We start from the raw sequence: 12355 nt of genomic DNA, 5'->3' as shown, positions 1-12355 counted from the left end.
GCTTCAGCGAACCACCGACGTCTGATAGCGGGTTGCGCCCTTGAAGCTGTAGAGCGTGAGGGAGCCGTTCTTGATGTCGCCCTTCGGGTCAAACGACACGTTGCCGATCACTCCCTTGTAGCCATCGGTTTTTGCAAGCACGGGCAGATACTTGGCCGGATCAGCGGAGCCTGCCTTGACCATGGCGTCGGCGAAGATCAGGACGGCTTCGTAAGCGTAGGGTGCGTACTGCTTCACCTCTTCGCCATACTTTTTCTTGTAGCGAGCCTGGAAGTCTGCCATCGCCTTCTTGGCGTCCCCTTCGACGCCGCCCGCCTCGGCACACCAGACTTGCTCGTCGGCCAGGTTGCCGCCCGCGAGCTTCCCGAGTTCGCCCGAGCACATGCCGTCGCCACCCACGAACTTGGCATTGATACCAAGTTGATTCATCTGCCGGATCATCGGGCCCCCAACCGCATCCATGCCTCCGAAGAAGATCACGTCGGGCTTGTTGCCCTTGATCTTGGTGAGGATGGCATTGAAGTCGGTGGCCTTGTCCGTCGTGAACTCGCGGCCCACGAGCATGCCGCCCGCGGCCTTCACGCCCTTCTCGAACTCGTCGGCCACGCCTTGTCCGTATGCAGTGCGATCGTCGATGACGGCGATCTTCTTGCCCTTGAGGGTATCGACCGAGTAGCGGCCCAGCGTGCCGCCCAGCTGTGCGTCATCGGCCACCAGGCGGAAGGCGGTCTTGAAGCCCTGCCGCGTGTACTTGGGATTGGTCGCTGTCGGACTGATCTGCGGAATGCCGGCCTCGCTGTAGAGCCTGGAAGCGGGGATGGTGGTCCCGCTGTTGAGGTGGCCGACGACCGCGTTGACGTTGCTGTCCACGAGCTTCTGCGCTACAGCCGTGCCTTGCTTCGGGTCGGCAGCGTCATCTTCGGTGAGCAACACGAACTTGGCTTTCTTCCCGCCAATGGAGACACCCTTGGCATTGAGCTCCTCGATGGCCATCTTGGCGCCGTTCTCCAGATCCTTGCCGAGATGCGCGACGGAGCCGCTGGTTGGGGCGACGTGTCCTATCTTGACGACGAGTTCCTGCGCATGGATCGATGTGGCTGCGAACGCCATGGCCGCGGCGGCAGCGACTGAGGTGAGGTGAGTACGCATGAAGGATGCTCCTGGACGGGGGTTGAGAAAGGTTGAGCTTGCTGGGGTGGGTCAGTGGATTGCGTCCGCATGCGCCTCGGCATGCTCGTCGCGCGGACCTGTATGACTGCGCATCGGCGGGCGTCCGCGCATCGCGTCGGCGATTTTTTCGGCGACCATGTAGATCGCTGCGCTGATGTTCCCGGTGACGGTGCGCGGCAAGATGGAGCCGTCCACGACCCGCAATCCCGAGGTGCCGTGCACACGGCCCTGGGCATCGACCACCGATCCGTCGCCCGTGCCCATCCGACAGGTTCCCGAAGGGTGGTAGCTCGTCCCGAGATTCGCGGCGACCCAACGCCTTAGGGCAAGACTGATCAAGTCCCCTGGCCCGGCGATTGCTGTGTCGAAGGCACAGTCACAGCGTGAGTGCCGAAAATGAAGCAGCAGACATTGGCGATGGCGGCGGACCAGGGTGCGGGATTCGAGCGATTTCGCCGTCGCACCAAGCGTGAAGACTTTCTGGATGCGATGGACGCGATCGTGCCGTGGGCTGCGTTGTGCGCAGTGATCGAGCCGCACTATCCCAAGGCCGGCAATGGGCGTCGTCCGATCGGACTGGAGCGCATGCTGCGCATTCATCTGCTGCAGCACTGGTTCAATCTGGCCGACAACGCGGTAGAGGAGGCGTTGTACGACATTGCCAGCCTGCGTAGCTTCGTGGGCATCGACCTGGGTGTGGAGCGGGTGCCTGACGAGACCACGGTGCTGAAGTTTCGCCATCTGCTGGAAAAGCACGACCTGGGCAAGCAGCTGTTTGCCGAGGTCGGCAAGGTGCTGCAGTCCAGCGGCTTCCAAATCAAGACCGGGACCATCGTGGACGCTACGCTGATTGGCGCACCGAGCTCGACCAAGAACGCCGACAAGGCGCGAGACCCCGAGATGCACCAGACGCGCAAGGGCAAGCAATGGTATTTCGGCATGAAGCTGCACATCGGCGTGGACAGTCAGAGCGGGCTGGTGCACAGCGCCGTGGTGACGGCGGCCAACATGCACGACAAACACCCGCTGCCTGACCTGCTGCACGGCAACGAGCGCCGCGTCTACGGCGACAGCGCGTATGCGAGCCAGAAGAACCTGATTCGAGGCAAGGCGCCGAACGCACTGGACTTCACCAACCAGCGCACGCGCAAGGCGGGGTGCGAAGTCGATGAGGTGAAGAAGGCGAAGAACCGCAACAAGTCCAGGATTCGCGCCCGGGTCGAACATGTCTTCGCGGTGGTCAAGCGGTTGTGGGGCTTCGACAAGGTTCGGTATCGCGGACTGGCGAAGAACGCGACCCGGGCGTTCGTGACGCTGGCGATGGCCAACATCTATCTCACGAGGCGACCACTGTTGGCACAAATGCGTGCATAGCGAACCAGGAGCGGGCCAATGGCCCGCAGTCAGAGCCCGAACGGGCTGATTTGCCTTCGATTGCGCCCCACAATCGATCACAGTCCCATGAAATCGACGGAATTCATGTCGCCGGCAAGCCAGTACCACTGTTCAACAAAAAGAGTGGCTTGATCAGCCTTGCCCTAGGTCTGCCCGTGACTGCACATGTGTCCCCGGCATCAACTCCGCCTTGCTGACGCTGGCGAGCGCGGACTGCGCGACGATGTTCCGACAGAGCGCGACGCCATCGACGAGGTCTTCGAGATCCGAAGTCTCCGCCAGATGGTTGAAGACGATCGACGGTGCCGCGCCGGGGTCGGCACTCTGCAGGCGCACCCGTCCGCGACTTGCAGGGCGCGACAGATCCATCCAGAAGTTGAATCCCGGGCGCGCCTTCAGCTTGCCGTTCTCGACATGTCGAACCAAGGGCAGGAACTCGAACTGCATGTTCGGGAACGCCAGGCCCTGCCTCGTCCGAAGAAAGGCGCCCGCCTCGAAGAAGTTCGTTGCGCCCAGGCCCTTGCGAAACAAGGCCCATTCCAGTCCGAGCCAGGCGCGATCTGCGAAGCCGAGTCGAGACACCATGGAGTGATGGGTGTCTGTTGCGAACTGCAGATTGACCCCTGGATGATTCTCCAGGTGCATGCCGACGTCCCGTAGCGCTACGCGGACGTCGATGCCGTGCTCGCGCAGCTGATCCGGATCGCCCACGCCTGAGAGCATGAGCAACTGCGGAGAGCCGAACGCCCCCGCAGACAGGATGACCTCCCGGTTGCATTCGAGGCGTTCTTCGGCATCTCCCCGGCGCATCACGACGCCGATGGCGCGCTGGCCTTCGAACAGCACCTTCGAGACTGTTGCTCGCGATCGGATTTGAAGGTTCGGCCTTCGCTCTGCAGGCTTCAGGTACGCGCGCGAGGCGCTCCAGCGCACGCCCCCGTGGATGTAGGCTTGGGCGATGTGGAGGCCTTCCTGGCTCCGCGCGTTATGGTCCGAGGCGAGTGGGAATCCGGCTTGCTCGCCCGCACGCAGGAACTGGTGATAGAGCGGGAAGTCGGCCTTGCAACGCGAGATCTGCAACGGACCTTGGTCACCGCGCCATTCACTTCCACCCTCCGCGAAGGTCTCCATCTTCTTGAAGTACGGCAGGCAGTCGCTCCAGCTCCAACCGGGAAGCCGGTTCTGGGCCCAACCGTCATAGTCGAGCGGATTGCCGCGGTTGAAGATCATCGCGTTGATCGATGAACTGCCTCCGATGACCCGCCCTCGCTTCTCGTCGATCCAACGGCCATCCAGATGGGGCTCGGGGCCAGCCTGATAGCCCCAGCCGAGTTCCTTGCTCATGTAGGCGAAGGGCACGGCCGCCGGCATCTGGATGACCGGGCTTCGGTCGGAGCCGCCTGCCTCGAGAAGAAGGACAGTCACGGAAGGGTCTTCGCTCAAGCGGCTCGCGAGCACCGATCCGGCCGGACCCGATCCGACGATGATGTAGTCGAAGCGAGCAGTTTCGCTTCTGCCGAGAGCCGTCAAGATGCAGGTCACCTTCCAAATGAGTGAAGAAAATTCTATGGACCGGGAGCTGCAGGCGATACCTCCGCACCCGGGTGCCAACGTGCGGGTTTCGGCACAAACCGAGAGCCATGCCAGGCCCGCCGGTCGAGCACGGACCGGAAAGAGCGTTCGACGCCGTCTTGCTAGTTGCCACCGACCCTGTTGAGCTCGAGTCGAATCGAGGTGAACGGCTTGTGAGCTGACCTGTACCGAGCCGGCGTCATGTGGGTGGCAACCTTGAACTGCCTTGCGAAGGCGCTCTGGTCGGCGTAGCCGCACGCACCGGAAACAAGCGTGATCGGATCATTGGTGTCTTCCAGCAGCCGGCAGGCTCTGTCGATGCGCTTCTTCATCAGCAACTGCTTGGGCGTCATCTGAAACACTTCGAGGACCAGCCGAGCGAGTGTGTCGTCCGAGAACGAAGCGTGCTTGGCCGCTTCGGAAATCAGAACGTTGTGTTCGAGCCGGCGATCGATGTACTCGAGAAACTTCTCGAGCCGGTGGTAGTTTCGATGGCGCTCGTTCGGGCGCGGGAGGTCGCGCGAGATGCCAATCAATCCAACGACCTCTTTCGCGGCATTCATCAATGGGAACTTGGAGCTCAGGCACCAGAAGCGGTCCCCGGAAGCCGTGCGATAGAGCCGAAGGTGCTCGCGAGTAGGGAGCTTGCTGCGGATGACGAGAAGATCTTGGCTCAAGGTTCCCGGTCCGGGGACAGGGAAGAGCTGATCGGAAGTCTGGCCGATGACCAGCTCTCTCTCGCGCAAGCCACTTCGCACGATCAACGCGTTGTTGACCCAAAGGTAGCGCCCCTCGACATCCTTGATGTAGAACAACACGTCAGGCAGGCTGTCGAAGATCTGCTCCATCAGACGAGGTGTTTGGATGATCCAATCGAGGAGGTCCGGGTGCAGATGCAAGCTGTCGGCTGCCATGTGTGTGTCTCCCGATTGCAGACTTCCCCGGGATCCGAGAAACAGTTGTCGGCACCGCCCGGATGGCGCTATTCGAACTTCTCGGTGACGAGCTTGGTCCGCATGTACGCATCCAGTCCTTCGATTCCGCTCTCCGAGCCGTACCCCGATTCGTTGACACCGCCAAAGGGCGTTTCGGGCTCATGAACGGAGGTGTGGTTGACCGCGACCTGACCCGCATCCAGCATATTTCCGGCCTTGCGCGCCGTCGCCGCGTTCCTGGTGAACACGTAAGAGGCCAGCCCAAAGGGGAGGGCGTTGGCGCGATGCATGACTTCATCGAAGTCCTTGAACGATGTGATCGGCGCGACAGGGCCGAATGGCTCGTCGACCATGATCCTTGCATCGTCCGGAACATCGCGAAGGACGGTGGGTGCATAGAAGAAGCCGCGCCGCTCAAGACGCGTGCCACCGTGCAGCAGGGTGGCGCCCCTCCCGGTCGCATCCGTGACGAAGTCATCGATGACGCTGAGTCGCCGCTCGAGCGTCAGGGGCCCCATGGTGGACGCGGGATCGAGTCCATCGCCGACCCTGATGCGCTTTGTGCGCTGCACGAAGCCTTCGACAAAAGCTTCGTGGATGCGCTCATGTACGAAGAACCGCGTTGGCGAGGTACAGACCTGCCCGGCGTTCCTGAACTTCGCAGCGACGAGCACGTCCAGCGTCTGCTCGAGATCCGCATCTTCGAAGACGATGACCGGCGCGTGCCCGCCAAGCTCCATCGTGCAGCGCTTGAGCGTATCGGCTGCGAGCTTCTGCAGCAGCTTCCCGACCGGCGTCGAGCCTGTGAGCGAAACCTTCTTCGGAATCCGCGAACGAATGAGATGCTCGGAGATCGCCGCGGGCTCGCCGAACACCAAGTTCAATAACCCTGGAGGCACACCGGCGTCGTGGAAGCACTGGGCAATCGCGGCAGCAGTGCCCGGCGTCTCGCCCCGGCGGCCACCCAAAGTGCCCCACTTATGGCCACCCAAACTGCTCCACCCTGGCCACGGTGATCTGACGCATTGAACACGGTGCGTCGGGCGCCGCGAAGCTCGACAGGCAGGACGTTACTTTCCACCCCCTCTGAGCGAGGGGAACAACGGAGTGAACGTCTTGAAGCCACATCTGCAAACCACCATCTGGACGCTGCTCAAGGGCGGCGCCACCCAGCGCGAGATCGCGCGAATCACCGGCATCTCGCGCCACACCATCCGGGCGTATCAGCAGCGCTTCGCCGCCGATCCGGCAAACTGCCCCGGGGTGGCCACCGACTCCGGTGGTCAAACTGCTCCACCCTGGCCACCGACTTCCAGGTCGGTAGCGCCGCCGCTGGCCACCTCCAAGTGCGAACCCCACCGCGCTTTCATCGACGCCCAGTTGCGCCTGGGCCGCAACGCCACGGCCATCTACCAGGACCTGGTCGACCAACATGGCTTTGACGGCGCCTACAACTCCGTCAAGCGCTTCTGCGCCCAGCTTCGCCACAAGGAGCCCGAGCAGTTCGATCGTCTGAGCTTTGCGCCCGGCGAGGAGATGCAGGTCGACTACGGTGAAGGCGCCCCCACCCGGGTGCCGAGCACCGAGCGCTGGCGCAAACCCCGCCTGTTCGTGGCCACGCTGCGCTACTCGCGGCGCAGCTTCCGCCGCGTGATCTGGAAGTCCAGCCAGCAAGTCTGGGCTGAGTTGCACGAGCAGGCCTGGGCCTACTTTGGCGGGTCGACCCACTACGTCGTGCTGGACAATTTGAAGGAGGGCGTCTTGAAGCCCGACCTGTACGAGCCTGCGCTCAATCCGGTCTACGCCGCCACACTGGCCCACTACGAGGTGGTGGCCGACCCGGCTCGGGTCCGGGATCCGAATCGCAAGGGGACGGTCGAGAACGCGATCCAACATACCCAGTCCACCGCGCTCAAGGGGCGGCGCTTCGAGACCATCGAAGAGCAGAACGCCTTCCTGGAACACTGGGAGTCCAAGTGGGCCGCCTCGCGCATCCACGGCGCCGAGCGGCGTCAGGTGCAGGCCATGTTCGAGGAGGAGCGCGCCCACCTGCAGCCGCTGCCAGCCACGCGCATGCAGTACTTCACCGAGGTGCAGCGCACGGTCTGCGACGACAGCTGCGTGCGCATCGACCACAGCAGCTACGCCGCGCGCCCGGCCCCGATTGGCACCAAGGTGCTGGTGCGGCTGTTCGAGCGGCGCATCGAGATCCGCGAGCTGCGCACCCAGGCCTTGCTGCGCACCCACGCCCGGGTTGATCGCCCCGGCACCGTGGTGTTGCCCATGGCCGAGCGGGTGTTCAACCCCTCTCGCGAGACGCGCTTCATCCTGGCCCAGGCCCGAGCCATCGGGCCGCAGGCCTCTCGGCTGTGCCAGATGCTGTTCGCCATCGAGGGGCGCGTGGGCCAGCGCAAGCTCTGGGGCATCGTCAATCTGGCCAAGCGCTACCCCAATCACTTCATCGACGCGGCCTGCGCTGCCGCCATGGAGCAAGGCGTACACAGCTACCGCCACGTCAAGGCACTCACCGAGCGGCTGGTGGCCGACGCGCTGGCCGCCCTGCAGGCCGGCACGCCGACACAGTCGGCGTCAACGCTCACCCAGCAGCACGAGCTCATTCGCAGCGCCGACGAATACGGCGATCTGTTCGCCCACGCCGCCACCGCCACCTCGGGCGGCACAACCTCCCACCCCACTGAGATCGCCCAGCCATGAACATGACCGAGATCGAACGCGCCCTGCGCGAGCTGCGCCTGTCCGGCATCGCCGACACCCTGTCCACCCGCGTGATGCAGGCCCAGGCCGCCCAGCAGCCCTTCCTGGAGACGTTGGCCGCCATGCTGCAAGACGAGCTCGACCGGCGCCGCTCACGATTGATGGAGCGCCGCTTCAAGCGCTCAGGCCTGGCCGAGCGCCTGACGCTGGCGGACTTCGACTGGCGCTTCAATCCCAAGCTGCCGCGCAACGCCTGCTTCGAGCTGCACACCCTGAAGTTCATCGGCGAGGGGGCCAACGCATTGATCGTCGGCAAGCCCGGCACCGGAAAGAGCCACGTGGCCAAGGCGGTGGCCTACCAGGCCACGTTGCAGGGCTATGACGTGCGCTACGTGGAGGCCGACTCCGAGTTCGCCCGCTACGGGCTGGCCAGCACGGCGGAACAGGCCGAACAGCTCAAGGGCTGGATCGAGCCAGACCTGTTGGTCCTTGATGACATGTTCCTGGCCCGGCGCATTGCCGACGTGAGCGCCGAACTGCTGCAGGCCATCGTGCACCAGCGCTACAAGCTGCGCCGCGCCATCGTCATCACCTCCAACCGGGTGGTGCAGGACTGGGGCAAGTACCTCGCCGACGCCACCATGGCCACCACCATCCTGGACCGGCTCATGCACCGCTGCGCAATGCTGGAGTTCGAGGGCAAGAGCTACCGTCTGAAGGAGGCCGCCGCGCGCATCGCCATCACACCCGAATCGTCATAATCCGACCGTCCTGCCTGGAGCAGTTTGACCGGCCATAAGTGGAGCAGTTTGGGGTGGCCATCGGGGTCTCGTCGCTGGGCTTGACGATGATCGAGCAGCCGGCCGCCAGTGCTGCCGCGATCTTGAGTGTGACGTTGCCCGCGGGAAAGTTCCATGCGGCAAAGCCGAGCGCAGGCCCCACGGGCTCTTTCAGGACGGTCTGGCGCACCGCAGGGTGTCGGGAAGGGATGACGCGGCCGTAGGCCCTCTTGGATTCTTCTGCATACCAGCGAGTAGCGTTGACGCAGAACCCAAGCTCTCCTGTGGCCTCGGAAACAGTCTTGCCGTTCTCGGTCGTCAGGACCCGTGCGATGTTCGCTTTTCGCTCATCGATCAACGACGCGGCACGGTTCAGAATTTCCCATCGGTGCGCGGCCGTGGTCGTCTTCCACTGCTCGAAGGCACGGGCGGACGCATCCAGCGCCATGTCGAGGTCAACTGCGCCGGCGCAGGCCAGCGACGCAATGCGCTCCCCCGTTGCCGGATTGACGATAGGCGCCTCGATCCGGTCGGCACCCGGCATCCATTGGCCGTCGATGAAGAGTTCGATCTTGTCGCTGTACATGCTGCTCTCGGACTACAGAATGCCTGCTTCCGCGTACGGCTGCTGTTTCTCGATGCGCTCGTAGCCAAGTCTTGAGAGATCGATGGTCTCGAACCTGCCCTTCAGGATGAGCTCAGCCATTCCTCGGCCCGCTGCCGGCGCGTGCATCATCCCGTGGCCTGAGAATCCGGCGACGGTATAGAGATTGGGCAGCTTGCTCCATGCACCGATGACCGGGTTGCCGTCGAGCTCGTTTTGCTCGTAGAGGCCCGACCAGGTTCGATGGCACTTCGCCGCTTCGAATGCAGGGAATCGATGGGCGACGGCGGGCCACACCACACGCTCGAAGTAGTCATGGTCCACTTCGAAATTGAAGGCGCGGGGTTCGTCGCCATCGACAAGTCCACCAGAAAATCCCTTGCCCTCGGAGCGAAAGGCAAGCCGCGCCGTGTCCTTGACATAAGGAAGGAATTCAACTGGCGAGCCCGCGCTGAAGTAGTGTTCGAAGCGCCTCAGCGGTGTGACCGGCAGCTTCATGCCGAACTTCTCGGCCAGTGCGCCCGACCACGCGCCCGTCGCATTCACAAACGAGCTTGCGACGACGCGATCACCGTTGCCAAGTCCTACCGACTTCACCTTGACGGCGTCCACATCGGCTTGCACGACGCGCTCCTGAATGTAGACCGCACCGAGCTCAACCGCCTTGCGTCGGAAGCCCCAGAGCAATCCGTTGGGGTCGCACCAGCCGTCGTGAGGGGTGTGCGCGCCTGCGCCAAGGTCCTCCACGTTCATCGAGGGAAACTTCGCCTTCAGGCCCGCGGTGTCCATGAGGTTCACGACGCAGCCATGGTCCAGCTGGATCTTCACATTGCGCTCCAGACCCTTCACTTGATCTGGCGGCACGATGAAAAGGTAGCCACCTTCAACCCAATCGACCGGTGCAGGGCGACCCTTGCTCGCCATGGTCTCCTCGAAGCCCCTGATGAAATCGATGCTGTACTTCGACATCTCGATGTTCTCGGGGCAGGTGAACTGGACGCGGCATCCACCCGAGGCCCGAAGCGCGGATGCGAACTCGTAGGTGGGATCCGGCTCGATCACGCAGACCGAAAGACCAGGCGACGCCTTGAGAAGGTAGTAGGCGACGCTCGATCCGATGATGCCGCCGCCGATGACTGCAACATCGAAGGTGGTCGGGGTTGATGAGTCCATGGGAAATCTTGGTTTCGGAGTGAACTGGGCTTGACAGTGTATCCCGGATTGGATCCAATGCAACTCATCATTGAGTAACAGAGGATCAACATGCGTTTACTTGCACTTTGTTGCCTGGCCCTGGCGGCAGGGGCCTCGTCGGCTCAACCGGGCGACACGCTCGAGAAGATCAAGGCTGCAGGGACCATCACGATCGGCCACCGCGATTCGTCGATTCCCTTCTCCTATGTTCTCGGAACCGGCGAAGAGCCCGTGGGCTTTGCGATCGACATCTGCAAGGAGGTCGTCAGTGCAGTCAAGTCGAAGCTGGGCGTTGCAAATCTCACCGTGAAGTACCAGACGGTGACTTCGCAGAACCGGATACCGCTGGTGCAGAACGGCACCGTCGACCTGGAATGCGGATCGACCACCAATTCCATGGCCCGTCAGCAACAGGTTGCGTTCAGTCCGAACTACATCGTCGTCGGCGTCAGTGCCGCGGTCAAGAAGAGCTCGGGCATCAACAGCTTCGCCGACCTTGCAGGCAAGACGATCGCGACGACGACGGGCACCACATCCATTCCCTTGCTGCGTGCATACAAGAAGACCGAGAGCATCGAAGTCAGCGAAATCTATGGCAAGGATCATTCGGATTCCTTCCTTCTGCTCGCATCGGACCGCGCCAGCGCTTTCGTGATGGACGACGTGCTGCTGGCCGGACAGATCGCAGCCTCGCAGACGCCCGCCGAGTACAAGATCCTGCCCGAGGCACTTCGCCAGGAGCCGTACGGCATCATGTTTCGCAAGGACGATCCGAAGTTGAAGGCGCTCGTCGACGCCACCGTCACCGATCTGATGAAAACCGGCAGGATCGACGCGATGTACGCGAAGTGGTTCACTTCGCCGATTCCGCCCCGCAATGTGAACCTGCAGTTCCCGATGTCCGAGGCGACGAAGGCGCTGTACAGGAATCCCACGGACAAGGGCGTTTGAATCGTCCTCTCCCGATGCCTCAGGCAGCAGCCGCCATTCTCTGGAGTTCTTCGTAACGGCCTCGGGCGAGCTTGATGCCTTCTCGCCTTGACGACTCTCGCTGCTCATAGCGCCGTTGACCAGGCAAGCGCCTCGTTCCTGCTTGCAACAGCACGGACAAGAGTTCGTCAAGCCGCTCCCTGAAGTGCGACGCTCCCATTCGCAGGGGGTCCAGGGCGATCACCAGCTGGCCTGCATTGGAGGTTTGCGCTCCCGGAAACGACGCGGATTCGTCCTCGAAGCCAAACCGGCTGCCGGTCAATCCGGCGGCCAGGACCTCCACAAGAAGTGCGATCAGCAGCCCCTTGTGAGATGCGAAGGGAAGCAGGGCGCCGCCGTCCAGCACCGCCGTCGGATCATCGGTGGCATTCCCGTCTCGATCGACGCCGGTGTTCGGGGGCAAACGAACTCCCTTTTGCGCAGCGATGATCACGTCGCCGTGAGCCATCACGCTGGATGCCTGATCCCAAACCAGGGGTGGCAAGTTCGCTCTGGGCGCCGCGAAGGCCATGGGGTTGGTTCCAAGAACCTTTCGCTGCGCGCCGGGCGCCACCATCCGGCTGCGGCTGTTGACGAAGGACATCGCCACCAGCCCGCTTTCCGCGAACGGTTCCACGTCCGGCCAGAGGCACCCGAAGTGATGGGAGTTGGAGATGACAAGGCTGGCGATGCCTTGGCTGCGGGCCTTTGAAACGAGCATGGAACGCGCGGCTTGCAGCGCTCCCTGTGCAAAGCCATTGGCCGCGTCGGCGTGAACGACGGAAGGAGCCTGATCGCGGACAGAGACAACGGCCTGGCCATCGACCCAGCCGCTCGAGATCGAACCCAGATAGCCTTCCAGCCGAATGACGCCGTGGCTGTGCGCGCCGTCGCGCTCCGCTGCGGCAACGGTCAGCGCGACCGCATGCGCAGTGGAATCGATCACGCCTGCGCGCTGTAGAACCCGCGAGATGAGGTCGACGAGTTCGGCCTCGGAGACGTGGACGTTCATGCCCGCTGGC

12 protein-coding genes are annotated in these 12355 nt (G+C 63.1%); 4 read left to right on the top strand and 8 right to left on the bottom strand.

Features of this window, described 5'->3' with window-relative positions:
• Window positions 1–3: 3 nt before the first annotated feature.
• Both ACSQ86_RS17055 and ACSQ86_RS17050 read right to left on the bottom strand, forming a co-directional pair.
• Window positions 4–1149, bottom strand: a complete 1146-nt coding sequence (locus ACSQ86_RS17055) for a branched-chain amino acid ABC transporter substrate-binding protein (RefSeq protein WP_436309266.1) — start codon at window positions 1147–1149, stop codon at window positions 4–6.
• Between the two features lie 51 nt (window positions 1150–1200).
• Window positions 1201–1509: a GMC oxidoreductase gene (locus ACSQ86_RS17050; protein WP_436309265.1), complete on the bottom strand. Its 309-nt coding sequence runs from the start codon at window positions 1507–1509 to the stop codon at window positions 1201–1203.
• Between the two features lie 57 nt (window positions 1510–1566).
• Here ACSQ86_RS17050 and ACSQ86_RS17045 point away from each other — a divergent pair, with 57 nt between their 5' ends.
• The gene (locus ACSQ86_RS17045) at window positions 1567–2544 is read left to right on the top strand and encodes an IS5 family transposase (protein ID WP_436309264.1); all 978 of its coding nucleotides are present in this window, start codon (window positions 1567–1569) and stop codon (window positions 2542–2544) included.
• A 153-nt stretch (window positions 2545–2697) separates the two neighbouring features.
• Here the strand turns inward: ACSQ86_RS17045 and ACSQ86_RS17040 are convergent, their stop codons facing one another.
• The 3 genes from ACSQ86_RS17040 to ACSQ86_RS17030 all read right to left on the bottom strand — a co-directional run bounded on the left by ACSQ86_RS17040 (window position 2698) and on the right by ACSQ86_RS17030 (window position 6040).
• Window positions 2698–4095: a GMC family oxidoreductase N-terminal domain-containing protein gene (locus ACSQ86_RS17040; protein ID WP_436309263.1), complete on the bottom strand. Its 1398-nt coding sequence runs from the start codon at window positions 4093–4095 to the stop codon at window positions 2698–2700.
• 164 nt (window positions 4096–4259) lie between these two features.
• Complete coding sequence (locus tag ACSQ86_RS17035; protein WP_436309262.1) at window positions 4260–5051, bottom strand: helix-turn-helix domain-containing protein; 792 nt, start codon at window positions 5049–5051, stop codon at window positions 4260–4262.
• Window positions 5052–5119: 68 nt separating this feature from the next.
• Window positions 5120–6040: an aldehyde dehydrogenase family protein gene (locus tag ACSQ86_RS17030; RefSeq protein WP_436310283.1), complete on the bottom strand. Its 921-nt coding sequence runs from the start codon at window positions 6038–6040 to the stop codon at window positions 5120–5122.
• A gap of 139 nt (window positions 6041–6179) precedes the next feature.
• On the opposite strand from ACSQ86_RS17030, the gene istA reads away from it, so the two are divergent.
• Window positions 6180–7787, top strand: a complete 1608-nt coding sequence (istA, locus tag ACSQ86_RS17025; protein WP_436303543.1) for an IS21 family transposase — start codon at window positions 6180–6182, stop codon at window positions 7785–7787.
• Window positions 7784–8548 carry an IS21-like element helper ATPase IstB gene (istB, locus tag ACSQ86_RS17020; protein ID WP_436303544.1) on the top strand — a complete coding sequence of 255 codons (765 nt, stop codon included), beginning with the start codon at window positions 7784–7786 and terminating at the stop codon, window positions 8546–8548. Before istA ends, istB begins: the two co-directional genes overlap by 4 nt.
• Here the strand turns inward: istB and ACSQ86_RS17015 are convergent.
• Both ACSQ86_RS17015 and ACSQ86_RS17010 read right to left on the bottom strand, forming a co-directional pair.
• Window positions 8529–9152, bottom strand: coding sequence for an aldehyde dehydrogenase family protein (locus ACSQ86_RS17015; protein WP_436309261.1), 624 nt, complete (start codon window positions 9150–9152; stop codon window positions 8529–8531). The two genes, istB and ACSQ86_RS17015, sit on opposite strands and share 20 nt — an antisense overlap.
• A gap of 12 nt (window positions 9153–9164) precedes the next feature.
• Complete coding sequence (locus ACSQ86_RS17010) at window positions 9165–10343, bottom strand: NAD(P)/FAD-dependent oxidoreductase (protein ID WP_436309260.1); 1179 nt, start codon at window positions 10341–10343, stop codon at window positions 9165–9167.
• A gap of 90 nt (window positions 10344–10433) precedes the next feature.
• On the opposite strand from ACSQ86_RS17010, the gene ACSQ86_RS17005 reads away from it, so the two are divergent.
• On the top strand, window positions 10434–11315 hold the full coding sequence (locus ACSQ86_RS17005) for a transporter substrate-binding domain-containing protein (protein ID WP_436309259.1): 882 nt from the start codon (window positions 10434–10436) through the stop codon (window positions 11313–11315).
• A gap of 19 nt (window positions 11316–11334) precedes the next feature.
• Here the strand turns inward: ACSQ86_RS17005 and ACSQ86_RS17000 are convergent, their stop codons facing one another.
• A complete protein-coding gene (locus ACSQ86_RS17000; RefSeq protein WP_436309258.1) occupies window positions 11335–12345 on the bottom strand; it encodes an Ldh family oxidoreductase in 1011 nt (336 codons plus the stop codon).
• Window positions 12346–12355 lie beyond the last annotated feature (10 nt).

The organism is Variovorax sp. LjRoot130 (assembly GCF_964253755.1).
Classification (GTDB): Bacteria; Pseudomonadota; Gammaproteobacteria; order Burkholderiales; family Burkholderiaceae_C; genus Variovorax.
Note: the sequence above shows the minus strand (reverse complement) of the source record. Positions and strands in the feature narration are given on the sequence as shown.

Excerpts from the sequence above, each read along its gene's own strand:
- ACSQ86_RS17035 (WP_436309262.1), bottom strand. The coding sequence starts at position 5,051 with ATGGCAGCCGACAGCTTGCATCTGCACCCGGACCTCCTCGATTGGATC.
- istB (WP_436303544.1), top strand. The coding sequence starts at position 7,784 with ATGAACATGACCGAGATCGAACGCGCCCTGCGCGAGCTGCGCCTGTCC.
- ACSQ86_RS17055 (WP_436309266.1), bottom strand. The coding sequence starts at position 1,149 with ATGCGTACTCACCTCACCTCAGTCGCTGCCGCCGCGGCCATGGCGTTC.
- ACSQ86_RS17015 (WP_436309261.1), bottom strand. The coding sequence starts at position 9,152 with ATGTACAGCGACAAGATCGAACTCTTCATCGACGGCCAATGGATGCCG.
- ACSQ86_RS17010 (WP_436309260.1), bottom strand. The coding sequence starts at position 10,343 with ATGGACTCATCAACCCCGACCACCTTCGATGTTGCAGTCATCGGCGGC.
- ACSQ86_RS17045 (WP_436309264.1), top strand. The coding sequence starts at position 1,567 with ATGAAGCAGCAGACATTGGCGATGGCGGCGGACCAGGGTGCGGGATTC.
- ACSQ86_RS17000 (WP_436309258.1), bottom strand. The coding sequence starts at position 12,345 with ATGAACGTCCACGTCTCCGAGGCCGAACTCGTCGACCTCATCTCGCGG.
- ACSQ86_RS17005 (WP_436309259.1), top strand. The coding sequence starts at position 10,434 with ATGCGTTTACTTGCACTTTGTTGCCTGGCCCTGGCGGCAGGGGCCTCG.